Source organism: Candidatus Poriferisocius sp. (assembly GCF_965204145.1).
Classification (GTDB): Bacteria; Actinomycetota; Acidimicrobiia; order Acidimicrobiales; family Bin134; genus Poriferisocius.
This window is the reverse complement of the sequence record NZ_OZ241977.1, coordinates 534,865-552,340: the sequence shown is the minus strand read 5'-3', so window position 1 is coordinate 552,340 and position 17,476 is coordinate 534,865. Positions and strand designations below refer to the sequence as shown.

Sequence of the window (17,476 nt, the reverse complement as noted above, 5' to 3'; positions counted from 1 at the left end):
CCGTAGAGTGTGCCGGGGATGACGGGAGGGGCCAGATGACCAGCGAGCAGAATCGGCGCTGGGTGCTGCGGGCTCGGCCCCAAGGCGACATCACTGCCGACGACTTGGAGCTGACCGAGCTGCCGGTGGCCAAGCCGGGCGATGGCCAGATGCTGGTGCGCAACACCTATCTGTCCATGGACCCCACCCACCGGATCTGGATGAGCGACTTGGATGCCTACATGCCCCCCATTGAGGTGGGCGAGCCCATGCGGGGGCGCACGTGGGGCACCGTGATCGAGTCTCGTCATCCAGAGTTTCAGCCTGGCGACGTGGTCACCGGCGGGCTGATCTTGGAGGAGTACTCGGTGCTCGACCGGGCCGAGCACATCCCTATGGAACTGGGGTTGCCGCTGGAGGCGTTCACCGGCGTGCTCGGCCCCACTGGCATGACCGCCTATTGGAGCCTGCTCGACATCGGTGAACCCCGCCCCGGCGACACTCTGGTGGTGTCGGCGGCCGCCGGGGCCACCGGCTCGGTGGCGGGCCAGATCGGCAAGATCGTGGGCTGTCGGGTGGTGGGGGTGGCCGGTGGGCCGGAGAAGTGCCGGTTCGTGACCGAGGAACTGGGCTTCGACGCTTGTGTGGACCACAAAGCCGGCAACCTGGACGAGCAGTTCCGGGCGGCGTGCCCGGCCGGCATCGATGTGGACTTCGAGAACGTGGGCGGCGAGGTGATGGATGCCGTTCTGGGCCTAGTGAACAACCACGCCCGGGTAGTGCTGTGCGGCATGATCTCCACCTACAACGCAGAGGGCGACTGGTGGTCGCCCCGACTGTTCCGCAATATCTTGTTCCGGCGGTTGAAGGTGCAGGGCGTGATCATCACCGACTACTTCCACCGCTTCGGCGAGGCGCTCCCCATCCTGGCCCAGTGGGTGCGGGATGGGCGCATCCGCTACCGGGTAGACGTGGTGGACGGCATCCAGAACGTCCCCCAAGCGCTGGCCCGGCTCTTCGAGGGCCGCAACATCGGCAAACAGCTTGTGAGAGTTTCAGCCGACTAGCGTGCCAGCCATGACTCCTGAGGACTTGGTTGAGATTGAGGCCATTCGCCAGCTCAAGGCCCGGTATTTCCGGTTGATGGACCAGAAGCGGTGGGACGAGTGGGAGGACGTGTTCTGCGACGACGTGGTGATCTCCACCCCCGACGACACCGGCGAGGACTCCGACATCACCGGCAACAAGGCCTTCCGGGTGTACTTGGAGCCCATCTTGGCCCCGATCATTACCACCCACCACGGCCACATGAGCGAGATCAGCATCGACGGGCCTGATACTGCCTCTGCTGTGTGGTCGATGGAGGACCACTTGGACTGGCCGCCGGAGAGTGGTGTGGGGCAGATGTGGGGTACGGGGTGGTACGAGGAGACTTATCGCAAGGGCTCTGATGGGAAGTGGAGGATTGCCTCTTTGCGTTTGCGGCGGCAGCGGGTTGAGGTTGAGGGGAATCGGGTGTTTCCGGTGGAGCGGCCTACTGGTTGACCATCCACCGGGGTCGGCGGGTCCTGTCACCTACGGCGGCCTGGCCGTCGGAGCGGCCAGGTCCGCCTGCGGCGCCACCCCCCGACCCCTACGGGTGGGGGATCACCGCCAACACCACACCCTCGGACACCGCTATCTGGGGCGAAGAGCTCTGAACTTGGTTGCTTACTCCTCGGCTGGTGAGGGGGTCTAGGACTTCATCGTTCAGGGGCCAGGCTAGGCCGCTAGTGGTTGCCCGGGCGGGGCCGCCTAGTGCGAATAGCGACACGGTTGTGCCGGGCTCAACGGCCAGAGCGCGGTGGCTGTGGACTACGACGGCTTGGGCGTTGCCTAGCCAGGCTTCTATGTCGACTCCGGCCCAGGCGGGAGAGGCCAGCACGTTTAGGTTGCCGATTAGGTGGTCTAGGCGGCCGCCGCTGGCGCCGATGACGATCACGCGGTCGGCGAGGCGGGCGGCCAACTCTAGGGCTAGCTCCAGGTCGGTTTGGTCTTTGTCGGGGGGGTGGCGCTCTATGCGGGTTCCAGACTGCTCGGCGGCGGCTAGGGCTTCGGGTGATACCGAGTCCATGTCGCCTACTGCCACTGCCACCATCAATCCGGCTGCTTGGGCATGATCGAGGCCGGCATCGGCGGCTACCACCACTGGGTTGGCGGGGAGGCGGGCGATCTCTTCTGGTGTCGGGGGGTCGCCGCCCGCTACGACCACCACGGTGACCGATGGCTCCGTTGGCGGTGTCATCAGAATGGGCGGGTGATGGCTCGGGTGGGGCCGAAGTTGTGGAGGCCGCCGGCGTGGAGGTTGCCGAGGCCGCCGGCACACATCACGATCACATCGGTGGGGTGCTCCACGATGTAGGCGGTGCCGTCGGAGCTGATCCGGTCGCGCTCGGCCAGCCACTGCTTGTGGGTCTCGGGGAAGTCGTCAACCTGGTGGCAGGCGTTTTGCCACAGGGCCTCTTGCACGTCTTCGACAGTCGGATAGGCCGCGGCCAGCATGTCGGCCCAGGGTGGGGGCACCACCACCATGACCTCGGCGCCCCAATGGGAGATGTAGGCGTTGGTGCCCACATAGGCCAGCGACTGTCCGATGACCCAGGCCAGCGATTGGCCGTTGTCGGCGGCGATGTCGGCGATGTCCATGGTGCCGATGGTGCCGTAGACGGTGACTGCGTCGCCGCTCACCCCCCGGCGCTCGGCCAGCGGCGGCCACGGAGAGCGCTCCTCCCACTCCCCCATCACCAGGCCCACCACCCGGGCGGGCTGGCCCAGCACGCACTTGGAGGTCTCACCGGCCACCTGGCCGCCCACGTTGCGCATCACCAGCCGGATGGCCCGGCCGATGGCCGGCCCGGCTCCCGCCGCGCCGCCGAAGCATCCGGCCTGGTACGGCAGATCCAGCCGATCTCGGGCCGGGCCGTTCACAAACAGGCAGGGCACCACCGAGCTGGTGGTGGTGTTGAGCGCGAACAGGTCGAACGGCCGCTCGGCCATGGCCTCCAGTGCGGCCATCATCAGCGGCATGGCCTCGGGAGCAGCCCCGGCCATGCAGGCGTTGATGGCCAGCTTCTCCACCGTGCACCAAGCGTTGGCCGGCGGCACCTCCAACAGCACCGAATCGGCCAGGCGGCCAGCGGCAGCGGTGAACTGGGCTACCCGCTCCGGCGTGGGCGAGATCAAGGGCAGGCCGTCGCCCCAGCCCTGAGCCGTGGCCCAACGCATGAACTCCACCGGGTCGTCGGGAGCCTCGACCTGCCCGTCGGGAATGGCGTCGCCGTCAGGGGGCATCTACGACGGCACTCCCAGCGAGTCCAGCAGCGACGACCAGAAGTCGTGGGCGATCTGGCGCACTTCCGGCTCGGGACGGGTGTCCAGCGGATAGGGCAGCACGCACAGCCGCAGACCCGGTCGCTCCATGTTGCGGGCCATGATCTCGGCCAGCGGCACGAACTCCTCGGTTACGACGGCGACCGCCGTCTTGCCCTGGGCCGCCACTGCGACTGCGTCGTGGACGGTCCAGGACGTGCAGCTGCCTCAATTGCCCAAGCCCACGATGGCGATGTCCACATCGGTGGCGAAGCCTTCCAGCTCTTCGAGCACCGCGTCCTCGAGCTTCACGTCCTGGCGGGACTCCGAGCACCACGGCACCACCTCGGCCCCGGCCACCTCCAGCTTGCGGGTCCACTCATCGGTGGTCCACAGGAAAGAGCGCCAGGTGAGGTCGTAGCGGATGCCCACCCGCTTGCCGGTCAGCGGGCCGGCATCGGGGCCTCGATCAGGGTCGATCAGCGGCGGAGCAGCCGTCGGATCCAATACCAACATGGGTGCAGACTACCGGCCGGTGCCGCTGAGACCGGTGTGAGTAGTGCCTATCGCCCGGTGAACTCGGGAGGACGGTCTTCTCGGCGAGATTCGGCCCACTCCCGGAAATCGGCGGAACGGGACGACAGCTCCATGGCAAACGCCTCGTCACCCAGGTGGGCTTCCAGGCTGCGTCCAGAGCCGCTATGGATTAGCACTTTGGCCAAACCGACGGCCACGGTGGCCGAGCCGGCCAAGCGAGCCGCCAAGGCGGCGGCCTCGACATCCACTTTGCCGGCTGATACCGCCTGGTGAATCAGCCCCCACGACGCCGCCTCGGCCCCGGAAACCTCCTCGCCCAGCATCAGCATCTGCTTGGCCCGGGCCACCCCGGCCAGGCGAGGCAGAAGCCATGACGACCCGCTGTCGGGAGTGATGCCCATCGAGGTGAACGGGGCCCGCAATCGGGCATCATCGGCAACCACCGCGAAATCGGAGGCCAGCACCAGGCTGAGCCCCAGCCCCACTGCCCAGCCCCGCACTGCGCACACAATGGGCACCTGCACCTCCAACATCACCGGGATGAGCCGGTTCACCAGGTAGGGCATGCGCCGGGAGATGCTGCCCGGCCGGGGCCGGGTGCCGCCGCCCGCCCGCCCGGCCAAGTCGAAGCCGCTGCAAAAGTTGTCGCCAGTGGCGTTGAGGAGAACCGCCCTGATCTCCTCGTCGGCGCTGGCCGCCTCCAAAGTGTCGATCAGGGCCAAGACGATGTCGTCGGTCAGCGAGTTGCGGCGCTGGGGCCGGTCGAGGGTGAGGGTCAGAATCGGCGGTGCCGAGACCACTTGCAGCCCGTCAGGCGGCGTGGGATAGGGCTTCATGGGTGCCCCAGGCTAATCAGCCGGGAACGAGCTCGGCGGCACCGAACACCACCGAGAACCTCACGCACCAGATCACCACGGTGGAATAGACGTCGAGGTCGAGGTCGCGGGGAATCTCGTAGTTCTGCGAGCCGACGTTCCCCTTGAGATCGCCGAGGTCGACGTAGACGTCGGTGAACTGGCCGACAGGGGCGTCGGGGGGAGCCGCGCTCAGATAGACGTTCAGGTCGGGGCCGTTGTCGGTCCTGAAATCCTCGAACCGCAGGAACCGCTGCCCGGTGCCGTCGCCCAGCACATCTACCCGTCCCTGCGTTGGGTGGCTGCGGCTGATGAACTCGCCCGACGCCTCCACCCTCACCTGGGGCATCTCAGGCATGGTCTCTTCGACCGGCATCTCCTCGGGCATGCCCAGCTCTTCCATGGCCTCGTCCATCTCGGCGATGAGCTCCTCCGACAGCTCGTCGCCCGGCATGGGGCCCGCGGCAGGCGCGGGGGTGGTGGTATCGGTCTCAGGTACCGGGGCCGGCGCGTCGGGCGTCGCAGCGGTCGGCTCAGCAGCGGTCGGCTCAGCAGCGGTCGGCTCAGCAGCGGTCGGCGTCGCAGCCGGGACAGCGGGGTCGCCCGCCGTGGGGTCGGGTCCGGCTGGTTCGACAGCCGGGGCTTCAGCCACTGCGCCGCTGTCGAACACCGGGCCAGCCTCATCAACTTTGTCGTCGATGAAGTAGGTCTGGAAGGCGAACCAGAAGAACACCAACCAGATCAACACACCCAGCAGGGCGGCCAACACCACGGCGATGAGTACTTTGGCTCGGGTCGGCAGTGCCTTCAACCAGCCCCACAAGCGGGATATCAGCCGTTTCATACCCCTCAATGTACGGGGAGAAATCCAAAATCACAGATGGTGGCCCTCCCCAACGACGGGGCATCTTTGAAAGCACCGCGACAAACTGGCGAGATGAGCTACGAGACGCTGATCGTGGAGCGAAAGGGCCGGGTGGGATGGCTGATCAACAACCGCCCCGACCAGCTCAACGCCATGAACTCCCAGATGCGCGAGGAGTTCGCCGAGGCGTGGCTTGAGCTGGACCGAGACCCCGAGGTGCGGGTGATCGTCCACACCGGGGAAGGGCGGGCCTTCCAGACCGGGGTGGACGTGGTGGAGCTGGCCACCGACGGCCAGGGCATGGAGCGCTACCGGGAGTCGGTGGAGAACTTCGACCTGCACTTCACCTCGTGGCACCAAAAGGTGCGCAAGCCAGTGATCACCGCGGTGAACGGGATCTGCTGCGGAGGCGGCTTCCACTGGGTGGCCGACGCCGACATCGTGATCGCCGCCTCCGACGCCCAGTTCTTCGACCCCCATGTGTCGGTGGGCCAAGTAGTGGCCCTCGAGGCCATCGCGCTGTTGAAGAAGATGCCCGCCGAGACGGTTATGCGCATGGCCCTGATGGGGGCGCATGAGCGGATGGGCCCCCAGCGGGCCTACGAGCTGGGCATGATCAGCGAAATCGTCGACCCGCCCGAGCGCCTGCGGGAGCGAGCCGGCGAGATCGCCGAAGCCATCGCCCGCAACTCCCCCGCGGCCATGGCCGCCACCAAGAAGGCCCTGTGGGACGCCATGGAATACGGCCTCACCGAGGCCAGCAAAACCGGCGCCTTCCACATGACCGGCATCTGGGGCCACCCCGACCAAGTAGAGGGACCGGCTGCCTTCGCCGAAAAACGCGACCCCCAATGGGCACCCTTGGACCCCGCATAGGCTAAGCAGATACCTATGGGAACGATTGTCATCACCGGATCAGCAGGCGGAATCGGCCAAGCCACCAGGGAGCGGCTCTCCCGAGACGGCCACGAGGTGATCGGGGTGGACATCCGCGACGCCGAGGTCATCGCCGACCTGTCCACCCCCGAGGGGCGCAACGCGATGATCGGCGCGGTGGCCGCAGCCAGCGGAGGCCGAATCGACGGCCTAGTGGCCGGCGCGGGAATCACCGGCCCCGACCCCCAACAGGTGGTATCGATCAACTACTTCGGAGCTGTGGCCACCGTTGAGGGGCTGCGCCCGTTGTTGGCCCAAGGCACCGACGCCTCGGCCGTGGCCATCAGCTCCAACTCCAGCACCACGGTGGTCGCCCTGCCCGATGGGCTGATCGAGGCCTGCCTCAATGACGACGAGGCCCGGGCCCGAGAGCTGGCCGGCTCCGATCCGGGAACGGCTTACGCCACCAGCAAGCTGGCTCTGGCCAGGTGGGTTCGCCGCACCGCCATCGGCGACGACTGGATCGGCTCGGGTATCCGGCTGAACGCGGTGGCCCCTGGCCTCATCGACACCCCGCTGGTGGCCGAGAACCTCGACATGATCATGAATCTGGGCGATGTGTACCCCATCCCCATCGGTCGACCCGGCCATCCAACCGAAGTGGCCAACCTGCTGGCCTTCCTGCTGTCGCCCGAATCCAGCTTCTTCTGCGGCTCAGCAGTCTTCATGGACGGCGGCAGCGACGCCGCCCTCAACGCCGACACCTGGCCCGCGGCCAACACCACCGCCGACCGCTGGCCGACCCTGGAGTAGAGGCCTGGACGATTCCCGGTTGGGACGGAACCAGCCAATGGCTTCAAGCGTTTAACTGACAGTGGACGAAGCCATACCGGGTGGAAACCCAGACGAGGGCTCGACAGAAGAAATTCAGATCTCCGGCCTTCGAAGAAAGGGCGTGCCCGACTTCGAAGCCTTCTATCGCCGACATCACGGCGACGTCTGTCGGGCACTGGCCCTGACGCTGAGCGACATAGACCTGGCCCATGACGCCGCCGACGAGGCGATGACCAGGGCGTATCAGCGCTGGAACACGGTGGGCAACTATCAAAACCCTGCCGGCTGGGTGTACCGGGTGGGGCTCAATTGGGCTCGCTCCCGTCTGCGCAAACTCCTCCGCAGGCCCTTGCCCACACCGAGAGAGGGCCAAGACATCGCGCTGGGAGTGGTCAACCGAATGGACGCGGCACTGGCCCAACTTTCCGTCGGCCAGCGATCGGTAGTGGTGCTCCGCTACTACCTCGATTGGTCGGAACGCCAGATAGCAGAAGCCCTGAACATCGCTCCGGGAACGGTCAAGAGCCGGCTCAGCCGCGCCCTGGACCGCCTCGCCGATCTTGTGGAGGATCCCCGTGGGAATTAACGAAGAACTCAGAGACCATTTCGGCCGAAGAGCGGGCGGCATCCGTGTCGAACCGTCATCGCTGCGGGAGATTCGCGCTCGTGCCCGGCGACGCCGGAGAAACCAGAGACTGGCCGCCGGGATCACCGTGCTCGCCCTCATCGCTGGCATCATCATCAGTGTCCAGGCCATCGCCAACGACAACGAGTCCCCGCTGGAAACTCGGTTTGTTGATACCCCTGAACCTTCCGTAGCCACTCCCCAGCCGGAAGATGGCGACAGGAGCCAGGACGTTAGGCCTCCCGAAACCGAGAACGGCGACAAGAAATCCCTGACGCCACCGGCAACACCAGAGCAGACCCCCACCCACACCCCAGAACCGACTGTCCCGGTGACCGAAACCCAACCCGCCGAACCAGAGCAGACTCCCACCCACACCCCAGAACCGACTGTCCCGGTGACCGAAACCCAACCCGCCGAAAACGGAGGAGCGGAACCATCGCAATCCGGGACGGCGATGATTCCAGAGCCGGTTGCTGCCCCTGCCCCAGATGACCGGTACACCGCAATCTTCGCCGGTGGCTTCCACACCTGCGGACTCCGCACCGACCAAACTGTGCTCTGTTGGGGCGACATCATCAACCAACCAGACGGGCTGTTCACTGCGGTTGCCACCGGGTCATTTCACGCCTGCGGGTTGCGCACCGACCAAACCATCACCTGCTGGGGCGGTGATGTCTCCGGAGAGACATCACCGCCTCAGGGCCAGTTCTTGTCCGTCGCGGCCGGAAACGGCTACTCGTGCGGGTTGGGCACCGACCAGACCATCACCTGCTGGGGATTCAGCGGTTGGGGGACAACGAAGGTGCCACCAGGCCAGTTCACTGCCATCACGGCCCGCGCAAGTCATGTGTGCGGGTTGCGAACCGACCAATACGTTGTCTGTTGGGGATATAACCGATCAGGAGAAACAGAACCTCCCTTCCGCCAGTTCATAGACGTGGTCGCCGGGTTAGAGCACACCTGCGGGCTGCGACCCGATCACACTGTCGAGTGCTGGGGGGACAACTCCCACGGACAACTGGATGCACCACAGGGCCAGTTCAACTCCATCAGCACCGGGGGCTGGCACACCTGCGGACTGCGACCAAACCAGACCGCGACCTGCTGGGGATACAACTACTACGGGCAGATCTTTACTCCTCCGGGAGAATATCTCTGGATCAGCACAGGCTTGGAGCACACATGTGGGATTCGCATCAACCAGACCGCGGTCTGCTGGGGGAGAAACTACGACGATCGAACCATCCCCCCGCCTGGCCAGTTCACGGCCATCGACTCAGAGGCCACATTCTCTTGTGGACTGCGCCCCGACCAAACCATCGAATGCTGGGGAGAGGATTTCGCTGGTGTGCTTGACGCTCCCGAAGGGTTGTTCGTCTCCGTCAATGTTGGCTCGGCACATGCGTGCGGAGTGCGCGTCGATGGGACCGCGACCTGTTGGGGCCACCACGGGTCGGGAAGAGCATCGCCGCCTTCGGGGCAGTTTCTCTCCGTTGCCGCCGGTTGGCTCCACTCCTGCGGGCTTCGCCCCGATCAATCCGTCACATGCTGGGGCGGCAATAGAGAGGGGCAAACCAATGCGCCTGCCGGCCAATTCATCACTCTTGACGTCGTAGGTGACAATGCTTGTGGGCTGCGCCCCGACCGCACCGTCGCATGCTGGGGTAGCACTGTGACACTTGGCCCGGACACCAACCCCCCTGAGGGCCAATTCACGTCGGTGTCTGTCGGCGACGGAGGCCACGCGTGCGGGCTGCGCCCCGACCAAACCATCTTCTGCTGGGGCAACAGCACCGCCGGCCAAACCGATGCGCCATCCGGCGAGTTCAGCGCAGTCTTCTCAGGCAGGTTCAATGCCTGCGGATTGCGCCTTGACCAGACTGCCGAGTGCTGGGGCCTGGGCAGTGAGGGGCAGCTCGCGGCTCCACAGGAGCCATTCACCGCTCTCGCCGCCGGCCGCAACTTCACTTGCGGCTCGCGCCCCGACCAGACCGTGGTCTGTTGGGGCAACGGCAACCGCACGGCGCTGCTGCCCGAATATTTCAGCCCCTAGCGCCTACTTCTTCCCCTGGCGCCTTTGGATGCGGGCCCATTCGTCTCTGAGGCCGACGGTGCGGTGGAACAGGTCGGGGGTGTCGGGGTCGCGGGCGAAGTAGCCGAGGCGCTCGAACTGGACTACTTGGCCGGGGGCGATGTCGGCCATGGCCGGCTCGAAGCGGGCGCCTTCGATGAGCTGGGCCGAATGGGGGTCGAGCGATTCCATGGGGTCGGCGCCGTCGGCGCCGGGGTGGGGGACGGTGAACAGGCGCTCGTAGAGGACAGCCCGGCCGTCTAGGGCGTGGGCGGCCGATACCCAGTGGATGGTGGCCTTCACCTTGCGGCCGTCGGGGGCCTGGCCTGAGCCGGTCTCGGGGTCGTAGGTGCAGCGCACTTCGGTCACGTTGCCGTCGGCGTCGGTGTCCACCCCGGTGCAAGTCACGAAGTAGCCCGACCGCAGCCGCACCTCTCGGCCCGGGGCCAGTCGGTAGAACTTGGGGGGCGGATCCAACATGAAGTCGTCCCGCTCGATGTAGAGCTCCCCCGAGAACGGCACCTGGCGGGCTCCGGCTGAGGGGTCCTCGGGGTTGTTGCCCGCCTCCCGCATCTCCACTTGGCCCTCGGGGTAGTTCTCGATCACCAGGCGCAGCGGGTTGAGCACCGCCATCCGGCGCAGCGCCACCTCGTTCAGCTCCCGGCGGACGAACGACTCCAGCAGTTCCACCTCCACGGTGCCGTCCACCCGGGCCACCCCGACGTGGCGGCAGAACTCCCGTATGGCCTGGGGCGGGAAACCCCGGCGGCGAAGACCCCGCAGGGTGGGCATGCGGGGATCGTCCCACCCGTCCACATGGCCCTCGTCCACCAGTTCCAGTAAGCGGCGCTTGGACAACACGGCGTGGGTGATGTTCAACCGGGCGAACTCGGTCTGCCGCGGCCGGTCGCCGGGCAAGTCGAGATGGTCCAAGAACCAGTCGTACAACGGGCGGTGGGCGTCGAACTCCAGGGTGCAGATGGAGTTCGTCACCCCCTCCACCGCGTCGCTTTGGCCGTGAGCCCAGTCGTAAGTGGGGTAGATGCACCACTGGTCGCCGGTGCGATGGTGGCTCGCGTGGCGGATGCGGTACAGCACCGGGTCGCGCATGAGCATGTTCTCGTGGGCCATGTCGATGCGGGCCCGCAGCACCCGCTCGCCGTCGGCGAACTCGCCCGCCCGCATTCGCCGGAACAGGTCGAGGTTCTCCTCGGGAGCGCGATTGCGCCACGGGCTGTCGGTGCCCGGCTCGGTGAAGCTGCCCCGGTTCTCGGAGATGGCCTCGGCGTCCTGGTCGTCCACATAGGCCAGCCCGGCCCCGATCAGATCCTCCGCCCACTGGTAGAGCTGCTCGAAGTAGTCGGAGGCGTACAGCGTGCCCCGGTCGGATTCGTAGCCGAGCCAGGCGATGTCCTCCTCGATGGCGGCCACGAAGTCGGCCCGCTCGGTCTCGGGGTTGGTGTCGTCGAACCTCAGGTTGCAGGTGCCGCCAAACTCGGCGGCCAAGTCGAAGTTCAAGCAGATCGACTTGGCGTGGCCGATGTGGAGGTAGCCGTTGGGCTCGGGAGGGAACCGAGTCTGCACCCGACCGCCGTAAGTGCCGTCGGCGATGTCCTGACGGATCAGGCTGCGGATGAAGTCGCTGCGCTCGCCGGGCTCATCTCCTCCCGGGTTCCCGGCATTGCTCATATCCACCATCCTTGACTGAATTTCGATTGACCGGCAACGCATTATGCGCTCGGTTGGCGCGAAACTGGGGCATGGCTTATTCGATCATCGATGTCGACACCCATATCACCGAGCCGGCCGACACCTGGACCAGCCGAGTGGCTGCCCGCCACCGCGACCACGTTCCCAGAGTCGAGGTGATCGACGGCCGCCAGATATGGCTGCTGGGCGACGACCGCGTCGGTGCGGTGGGCCCGACGGCCCCCGCCGGGTGGCCCAAGCCGATGCCCGACTCGCCCGCCGGCTATGACGAGGTACACCCGGCGGCCTACGACGCCCACGCCCGCCTCGAGCTGATGGACCAGCGAGGGGTGTGGGCCGAGGTTCTGTACCCCAACGTTGGCGGGTTCGGCGCCCAGAAGTTCTTGTCCATCGACGACGCCGAGTTGAAGTACGAGTGCGTCCGGGCCTACAACGACTTCCTCTCCGAGTGGTGCAGCGCCGATGACCGCCGCCTCATCCCGTCGATGGCCACCCCGTTCTGGGACGTGGACAATGCGGTGGCCGAAGTGCAACGGTGCGCGGCAATGGGCTACCGGTCGGTGAACTTCACCGGCGAGCCCCAGGTGTTCGGCCTGCCCTATCTGGGCGAGCCCCATTGGGATCCGTTCTGGTCGGCGGTGTGCGACTGCGACATGGTGGTGTCGTTCCACATCGGCAGCGGCGAGTTCAACTGGGACCACAACCGGGTGGAGCGTCGGGGCTTCGCCGAGGCTTACGCCCTGCAATCGGTGGACCTGTTCACCAAGAACGGCATCCAGGTGTGCGACCTGCTGCTGTCGGGGGTGCTCCCCCGCTACCCCAAGCTGAAGGTGGTGTCGGTGGAGTCGGGTATCGGCTGGCTGCCCTTCATGCTCGAGGCGGTGGACAACCAGTTCGTCGAAGGCGGTGGCATGAACGACCGGCCCGAGTTCGACCGGCTGCCCAGCGAATACTTCACCGGACAGGTGTACACCACGTTCTGGTTTGAAGAGTCCGCACCCCAAGACTTGCTAGGCGGCCGGATCCCGCTCGACAACGTGCTGTTCGAGACCGACTTCCCCCACCCAACCTGCCTCTACGACAACGTGGAGGAGAAGATCGCCGCCAGCCTCGGCCACTTCTCCCCCGAAGACCGCCACCAGCTCCTCTGGGGCAACGCCGAAAAGCTGTACCGGGTGGAAGTGCCCGCCTGAGCAGTCGAACCACTACATTCCCGGCCATGAGCAATGGATGGGACAGAGAAGCTGATGTAGTGGTGCTGGGGATGGGCGCGGCAGGGTGTGCGGCGGCCATTGCCGCGGCTGACGCGGGGGCGTCGGTCATCCTGCTGGAGAAGATGCCCGAGGGGCGCGAGGGTGGCAACACCCGGATCTCGGGGGGGATCTGGTTCAACAGCTTGGACCGCGACGGGATGGCCACCTATCTGCGATCGCTGTGCGGCCCCTACACGTTGCCCGAGGAGATCGTGCAGGTGTGGGCTGACGAGACCTACAACAACACCGAGTGGCTGGAGGGTCTGGGGGTGACACCGGGCGTCCACGCCGACTACAAGCCGGAATACCCGGAGATGCCTGGTGCCGAGTTCTATGGCGGCTACCTGGGAGTGAACGGGGAGATGGGGCAGCAGTTGCTGTGGAAGGCCCTTTCTGCTGCGGTGCGGGACAAGGGCGTGGAGGTGTTGTTGGATACCCCGGCCAATGAACTGGTGACCGACGAGGACGGGGCGGTGGTCGGCGTGGCGGCCACCTCCGGTGGCCAACCGCTGCGGGTGGGCGCCCGCCGGGGGGTGGTGCTAGCCACCGGCGGCTTCGAGAACAACCCGGAGATGGTGCGCGACTACTTGCAGCTTCCCGGCTCCCCGGTGTGGGGCTCACCGGCGGGCACTGGCGACGGGATCAAGATGGCCCAGAAGGTGGGCGCCGACCTGTGGCACATGGACAACATGATGGCCGCCCTCGGCTTTGCCGCCGACGGGTTTGAGTCGGGGATGTACGTGATGTTCATCTTCTCCATGGGGTTCATCTGCGTGGGCAACGACGGCCGGCGATCCCACAACGAGATCCCACCCCAGGGCCACGGCCACGGGTTGATCGACGGCGACTACGAGCTGTTCCAGCGCCGACCGCTCCACGTGATCTTCGACGAGGCCACCCGCCAGGCCGGACCCATCTCGCCCCCCCGGGAGATCCTGCCTGTGGGGTGGAACCTGCTCATGGAGGGCTACGAGTGGAGCGCCGACAACTCCGCCGAGATCGAGAAGGGGTGGATCCAACAGGCCGACACCCCCGCCGAGTTGGCCGAGATCCTCGGCATCGACCCCGACGGACTGGAGGCGGCGGTGGCCTCTTGGAACGAGGTCTGCGCCGCCGGCCACGACCCGTTGGGCCGCCCCGCAGCCACCCTGGCACCTCTGGCCACACCCCCCTACTACGGCTTCACTTCAGCCCCGCTATTGGGCTGGACTAACGGCGGCCCCCGCCGCAACGAGAAGGCCCAAGTACTCGATCCCTTCGGCGAGACCATCGGTCGCCTCTACGCCGCCGGCACCGTCAGCTCCACCTACAGCCGGTGCAAAGACGGCGGCTTCCACATCGGCGACGCCCTGGCCTTTGGCCGAGTCGCCGGCCGCAACGCCGCCGCGGAGCCGCCCTGCTAGGCAAATCCGGCCCTGGTCAGGGCCAAGAGCGCCAGGCGCTGACGTCGAGCGCGATAACCGGACCGGGTGGGCGAGTTTCTCGGTACTGGGGGTACTTGGCGGCCAGTAGGTCGAGGGCGCGGTCGCGCTCATCACCGTCGACAAGCACCCGGGCGGTGCCGTCCACTCGAATCCACCACAGCTTCGACCAGTCGTCGTCATAACAGTCGACCAGCAGACAGGCCGTGGGATTGGCGGCCAGGTTGTCCAGTCGGCGCAGCGCCAGGGTGGACTTGGGTTTGGCGTCCACTGCGGAATACACCACGTCGCCCTTGAGGAAGAAGCAGCACGGCACTGCATGGGGCCAGCCGTCGGCAGTAACGGTGCTGAGCACTCCTGAGCGAGCCTCTCCCACCCGCCGCCGCATCTCCCCGGTGTCCATCTCTGCACTCTATGGATATTGCGGAAGCGGCGAAGGGCGAGGCGTCATCGGAATAAGACGCGCCAAGAGCGGCGGGACAGATAGAAAGCAGTTGTGGGCCGTATACCGCGATCGCAGCCGGTCGCCCCCGAGCCGCTGTTCATGGTGGGGGCGGTGTCGCAGTATCTGGGCGCGGCAGTGGCCGTTCACCTGTTCGACGAGATTGCCCCGGCGGGGGTGGCCCTGGTGCGGGTGCTCGGGGCAGCGGCGATGATCATCCTGCTACGGCGCTCCTGGCAGCGCCGATGGAAGGCCAGCGACCTGGCGTGGGCCTCGGCCTTCGGGATGGCGCTGGCCGCCATGAACCTGTCGATCTATCTGTCCATTGATGAGTTGCCTCTCGGCAACGCGGTGGCCATCGAGTTCACCGGTCCGATCCTGGTGGCCGCTGTCGGCACCCGCACCCTGCGCTCGGGAGCTGCGCTGCTGCTTACCGCAGCCGGCGTGGTCGTGCTGGCCGGGGTGGAGGCCGAGGGCACCACGCGGGGGGTGATGTTCGCCCTGTTGGCCGGGATGTTCTGGGCTGGCTACATCGTGCTCGGCCACCGTGTGGCCCGCGGCCCGGCGGCGGTGGACGGACTGGGGCTGGGAATGCTGGCCGGGGCGGCAGCCATCAGCGGATTCGGGGCACCCAAGTTGGGGCCAGCCCTGGATTCGCCACTGGTGCTGCTGTTGGCCCTGGTCACCGGCCTGTTGTCCAACGTCATCCCCTACTGGATCGACCAGTTGGTCATGAGGCGCATCACCCAGCACCGCTTCGCCCTGTTGCAGGCGCTCCTTCCCGCCACTGCGGTGCTGGTGGGTTTGGCCGTGCTCCTCCAAGTACCCAGCGCGAGGGAATTGTTTGGCATCGCCTTGGTGATCGCCGCTATCTTGCTCAACCGCACCGTGAAGGGACCCGGCGGCACTGCTGCGGGGATGGGCTTACGGGCACAGTAGGCATTGGGTATGCTTGTCATGCCAAATATCTGCTTGTAATTTCAATCTTCCTACTTCCCCCGTACTCTCAGAAGCCTCAGTCACGCCTCCATGCGCCCAATTCGTTTGCTCAGCTTCATAGCCCTGTCTGGCCTGGCCCTTGTTGCCGCCGAGAGCCGGATCGACAGCTACGACCACCACGGCGTAGAGCAATGGCGCCCCCTGGTGGAGGAGTTCTTCCCGGCCGACGAGGTAGACGACGTGCTCTCGGTGATGGCCTGCGAGTCGCATGGCAACCCCAACACCCGCTATCTGGAGGAGTGGGGGGACTACTCGCTGGGTCTCATGCAGATCAACGAAGGCTGGCTCACCGGATGGAGCAGGCCGGAGTGGGCGATCTTGTCCCACAACGACCAGCCCGTCGACCTCACCGACCCGGTCACCAATCTGCAAGCCGCCAAGTTCGTTCGCTACTACGAGGACTCCAGCGGCCACCCCCCTTGGTCCCAATGGGCCTGCCAGCCCGAGTAAACGGGAATCTCGCAGCTCTCGTAGTCGCCGCGCTCAGTTGGTCGTAAACGGCAGGTACTCGTAGCGGCGGGTAGACCAGCCGCCGGCGAAGCGGGCGGCGTCCTCATCCACCGAGTAGTCCGGGAACCGCCGCAGCAGCTCTTCGAGGGCCACTCGGCACTGGAGACGGGCCACCGACGCGCCGAGGCAGTGGTGGGCGCCGTAGCCGAGGGACACGATCTTGTCGATCTTGCGCTTGACGTCCAACTCCCCAGCAGTGGGGCCGAACTCCCGCTCGTCCCGGTTGGCCGAGGCGAAGAGCAGCAGCGCCTTCTTGCCCTCGGGAATGGTGACGCCGTGCAGCGTCACGTCGCAGGTCAGCGTGCGGGCCAGGTTCTGCACCGGCGAGGTAAGCCGCAGCAGCTCCTCCACCGCGTTGGGAATCATCGAAGAGTCGTCGATGAGCATCTGGCGCTGGTCCCGATGGCGGTCGAGCAGCACTGTCGAGCTGCCGAGCATCCCGGTGACGGTGTCGTTGCCGCCGGTGATCATGGTGAAGATGAACCCCACGATCCACATGGCCGAGGCCACATCCTCGCCCTGCTCAACCAAGTCGGTCACCAGATCGTCGCCGGGGTCGGTTTTGCGGCGTTCGATCAGCCCGGTGGCGTACTCGAACAACTCCAGAAACGCGCTCTGGTCCTGGCCATAGGCGGCGGTGGACTCGGCGGTGGCCTGCACGATGCGCTCGGTCCAGCGGTCGAACAGCACTCGGTCTTCGGGGGGGACGCCCAGATAGTGGGCCACCAGATAGCTGGGCAGCGGCTTGAACAGAGCCTGGACGATGTCGACTTCGCCGGCGTCGGCCACCGCGTCGAGCTTTTGGGAGATGAACGCCCGAACCAGGTCCTCCACCGGGGCCACCTGGCGGGGGGTCATGGGCCGGCTCACCAACCGGCGCATGGCGGTGTGCTCGGGCGGGTCCATCATCACGATGGGCCGGGCCTTGTCGTCGAAAGAGGCCATGTCGTCGGGAGCGGTGGTCAGGCCGTTAGCCGACGAGTAGGTGGCGGTGTCGCGGGCCGCGGCGAAAACGTCGTCGAATCGGGACAGCACCCAGAACTCGCCGTCGCCCACCTCGTGGACCGGATCCTCATCCCGAAGGGCTCGGTAGTCGTCCCACGGCTCGGCCCATGTGTCGCCGCTGCGGTAGGCGAATTTGACAGCCAT

The 17,476-nt window shown here is 66.4% G+C and carries 18 protein-coding genes and 1 pseudogene; 10 read left to right on the top strand and 9 right to left on the bottom strand.

Going from position 1 to position 17,476, the window contains the following annotated elements:
• Positions 1-35 precede the first annotated feature (35 nt).
• Positions 36-1,046 carry an NADP-dependent oxidoreductase gene (locus ACOGI7_RS02395; RefSeq protein WP_419850333.1) on the top strand — a complete coding sequence of 337 codons (1,011 nt, stop codon included), beginning with the start codon at positions 36-38 and terminating at the stop codon, positions 1,044-1,046.
• 10 nt (positions 1,047-1,056) lie between these two features.
• On the top strand, positions 1,057-1,524 hold the full coding sequence (locus tag ACOGI7_RS02390; RefSeq protein ID WP_419850332.1) for a nuclear transport factor 2 family protein: 468 nt from the start codon (positions 1,057-1,059) through the stop codon (positions 1,522-1,524).
• A gap of 88 nt (positions 1,525-1,612) precedes the next feature.
• Here ACOGI7_RS02390 and ACOGI7_RS02385 read toward each other — a convergent pair whose 3' ends face one another.
• The 6 genes and pseudogenes from ACOGI7_RS02385 to ACOGI7_RS02360 all read right to left on the bottom strand — a co-directional run bounded on the left by ACOGI7_RS02385 (position 1,613) and on the right by ACOGI7_RS02360 (position 5,562).
• Positions 1,613-2,263, bottom strand: a complete 651-nt coding sequence (locus ACOGI7_RS02385) for a thiamine diphosphokinase (protein ID WP_419850331.1) — start codon at positions 2,261-2,263, stop codon at positions 1,613-1,615.
• Complete coding sequence (locus ACOGI7_RS02380) at positions 2,263-3,309, bottom strand: hypothetical protein (protein WP_419850330.1); 1,047 nt, start codon at positions 3,307-3,309, stop codon at positions 2,263-2,265. Before ACOGI7_RS02380 ends, ACOGI7_RS02385 begins: the two co-directional genes overlap by 1 nt.
• Positions 3,310-3,543: pseudogene (locus tag ACOGI7_RS02375) on the bottom strand (UGSC family (seleno)protein); the annotation flags it as partial.
• 12 nt (positions 3,544-3,555) lie between these two features.
• The gene (locus tag ACOGI7_RS02370) at positions 3,556-3,843 is read right to left on the bottom strand and encodes a hypothetical protein (RefSeq protein WP_419850329.1); all 288 of its coding nucleotides are present in this window, start codon (positions 3,841-3,843) and stop codon (positions 3,556-3,558) included.
• Positions 3,844-3,890: 47 nt separating this feature from the next.
• The gene (locus ACOGI7_RS02365; RefSeq protein WP_419850328.1) at positions 3,891-4,700 is read right to left on the bottom strand and encodes an enoyl-CoA hydratase/isomerase family protein; all 810 of its coding nucleotides are present in this window, start codon (positions 4,698-4,700) and stop codon (positions 3,891-3,893) included.
• A 16-nt stretch (positions 4,701-4,716) separates the two neighbouring features.
• Positions 4,717-5,562 (bottom strand): DM13 domain-containing protein, encoded by an 846-nt coding sequence (locus ACOGI7_RS02360; RefSeq protein ID WP_419850327.1) that lies wholly within the window; start codon positions 5,560-5,562, stop codon positions 4,717-4,719.
• A gap of 93 nt (positions 5,563-5,655) precedes the next feature.
• Here ACOGI7_RS02360 and ACOGI7_RS02355 point away from each other — a divergent pair, with 93 nt between their 5' ends.
• The 4 genes from ACOGI7_RS02355 (at position 5,656) to ACOGI7_RS02340 (ending at position 9,974) form a co-directional block, all read left to right on the top strand.
• Positions 5,656-6,459 carry an enoyl-CoA hydratase/isomerase family protein gene (locus ACOGI7_RS02355; RefSeq protein ID WP_419850326.1) on the top strand — a complete coding sequence of 268 codons (804 nt, stop codon included), beginning with the start codon at positions 5,656-5,658 and terminating at the stop codon, positions 6,457-6,459.
• Positions 6,460-6,474: 15 nt separating this feature from the next.
• Positions 6,475-7,272 carry an SDR family oxidoreductase gene (locus tag ACOGI7_RS02350; protein WP_419850325.1) on the top strand — a complete coding sequence of 266 codons (798 nt, stop codon included), beginning with the start codon at positions 6,475-6,477 and terminating at the stop codon, positions 7,270-7,272.
• A gap of 142 nt (positions 7,273-7,414) precedes the next feature.
• Positions 7,415-7,879 (top strand): RNA polymerase sigma factor, encoded by a 465-nt coding sequence (locus ACOGI7_RS02345; RefSeq protein WP_419850324.1) that lies wholly within the window; start codon positions 7,415-7,417, stop codon positions 7,877-7,879.
• Positions 7,869-9,974 (top strand): hypothetical protein, encoded by a 2,106-nt coding sequence (locus ACOGI7_RS02340; RefSeq protein WP_419850323.1) that lies wholly within the window; start codon positions 7,869-7,871, stop codon positions 9,972-9,974. Before ACOGI7_RS02345 ends, ACOGI7_RS02340 begins: the two co-directional genes overlap by 11 nt.
• 3 nt (positions 9,975-9,977) lie before the next feature.
• On the opposite strand, the gene ACOGI7_RS02335 is transcribed toward ACOGI7_RS02340, so the two are convergent.
• Complete coding sequence (locus tag ACOGI7_RS02335; RefSeq protein WP_419850322.1) at positions 9,978-11,681, bottom strand: glutamine--tRNA ligase/YqeY domain fusion protein; 1,704 nt, start codon at positions 11,679-11,681, stop codon at positions 9,978-9,980.
• A 71-nt stretch (positions 11,682-11,752) separates the two neighbouring features.
• On the opposite strand from ACOGI7_RS02335, the gene ACOGI7_RS02330 reads away from it, so the two are divergent.
• Both ACOGI7_RS02330 and ACOGI7_RS02325 read left to right on the top strand, forming a co-directional pair.
• Complete coding sequence (locus tag ACOGI7_RS02330) at positions 11,753-12,895, top strand: amidohydrolase family protein (protein WP_419850321.1); 1,143 nt, start codon at positions 11,753-11,755, stop codon at positions 12,893-12,895.
• A 26-nt stretch (positions 12,896-12,921) separates the two neighbouring features.
• Entirely contained in the window at positions 12,922-14,358 is a 1,437-nt protein-coding gene (locus ACOGI7_RS02325) for an FAD-dependent oxidoreductase (protein WP_419850320.1), read from the top strand.
• A gap of 16 nt (positions 14,359-14,374) precedes the next feature.
• Here ACOGI7_RS02325 and ACOGI7_RS02320 read toward each other — a convergent pair whose 3' ends face one another.
• Positions 14,375-14,779 carry a TIGR03668 family PPOX class F420-dependent oxidoreductase gene (locus ACOGI7_RS02320; protein ID WP_419850319.1) on the bottom strand — a complete coding sequence of 135 codons (405 nt, stop codon included), beginning with the start codon at positions 14,777-14,779 and terminating at the stop codon, positions 14,375-14,377.
• A 93-nt stretch (positions 14,780-14,872) separates the two neighbouring features.
• On the opposite strand from ACOGI7_RS02320, the gene ACOGI7_RS02315 reads away from it, so the two are divergent.
• Both ACOGI7_RS02315 and ACOGI7_RS02310 read left to right on the top strand, forming a co-directional pair.
• Positions 14,873-15,757, top strand: a complete 885-nt coding sequence (locus ACOGI7_RS02315; protein ID WP_419850318.1) for an EamA family transporter — start codon at positions 14,873-14,875, stop codon at positions 15,755-15,757.
• A gap of 90 nt (positions 15,758-15,847) precedes the next feature.
• Positions 15,848-16,267 carry a hypothetical protein gene (locus tag ACOGI7_RS02310; RefSeq protein WP_419850317.1) on the top strand — a complete coding sequence of 140 codons (420 nt, stop codon included), beginning with the start codon at positions 15,848-15,850 and terminating at the stop codon, positions 16,265-16,267.
• Positions 16,268-16,300: 33 nt separating this feature from the next.
• Here ACOGI7_RS02310 and ACOGI7_RS02305 read toward each other — a convergent pair whose 3' ends face one another.
• Positions 16,301-17,476: a cytochrome P450 gene (locus tag ACOGI7_RS02305; RefSeq protein WP_419850316.1), complete on the bottom strand. Its 1,176-nt coding sequence runs from the start codon at positions 17,474-17,476 to the stop codon at positions 16,301-16,303.

Coding starts and splice junctions, on each gene's coding strand:
- ACOGI7_RS02330 (WP_419850321.1), top strand. CDS start 11,753: ATGGCTTATTCGATCATCGATGTCGACACCCATATCACCGAGCCGGCC.
- ACOGI7_RS02325 (WP_419850320.1), top strand. CDS start 12,922: ATGAGCAATGGATGGGACAGAGAAGCTGATGTAGTGGTGCTGGGGATG.
- ACOGI7_RS02385 (WP_419850331.1), bottom strand. CDS start 2,263: ATGACACCGCCAACGGAGCCATCGGTCACCGTGGTGGTCGTAGCGGGC.
- ACOGI7_RS02390 (WP_419850332.1), top strand. CDS start 1,057: ATGACTCCTGAGGACTTGGTTGAGATTGAGGCCATTCGCCAGCTCAAG.
- ACOGI7_RS02395 (WP_419850333.1), top strand. CDS start 36: ATGACCAGCGAGCAGAATCGGCGCTGGGTGCTGCGGGCTCGGCCCCAA.
- ACOGI7_RS02365 (WP_419850328.1), bottom strand. CDS start 4,700: ATGAAGCCCTATCCCACGCCGCCTGACGGGCTGCAAGTGGTCTCGGCA.
- ACOGI7_RS02310 (WP_419850317.1), top strand. CDS start 15,848: ATGCGCCCAATTCGTTTGCTCAGCTTCATAGCCCTGTCTGGCCTGGCC.
- ACOGI7_RS02305 (WP_419850316.1), bottom strand. CDS start 17,476: ATGGCTGTCAAATTCGCCTACCGCAGCGGCGACACATGGGCCGAGCCG.
- ACOGI7_RS02370 (WP_419850329.1), bottom strand. CDS start 3,843: ATGTTGGTATTGGATCCGACGGCTGCTCCGCCGCTGATCGACCCTGAT.
- ACOGI7_RS02350 (WP_419850325.1), top strand. CDS start 6,475: ATGGGAACGATTGTCATCACCGGATCAGCAGGCGGAATCGGCCAAGCC.
- ACOGI7_RS02355 (WP_419850326.1), top strand. CDS start 5,656: ATGAGCTACGAGACGCTGATCGTGGAGCGAAAGGGCCGGGTGGGATGG.
- ACOGI7_RS02360 (WP_419850327.1), bottom strand. CDS start 5,562: ATGAAACGGCTGATATCCCGCTTGTGGGGCTGGTTGAAGGCACTGCCG.
- ACOGI7_RS02335 (WP_419850322.1), bottom strand. CDS start 11,681: ATGAGCAATGCCGGGAACCCGGGAGGAGATGAGCCCGGCGAGCGCAGC.
- ACOGI7_RS02320 (WP_419850319.1), bottom strand. CDS start 14,779: ATGGACACCGGGGAGATGCGGCGGCGGGTGGGAGAGGCTCGCTCAGGA.
- ACOGI7_RS02380 (WP_419850330.1), bottom strand. CDS start 3,309: ATGCCCCCTGACGGCGACGCCATTCCCGACGGGCAGGTCGAGGCTCCC.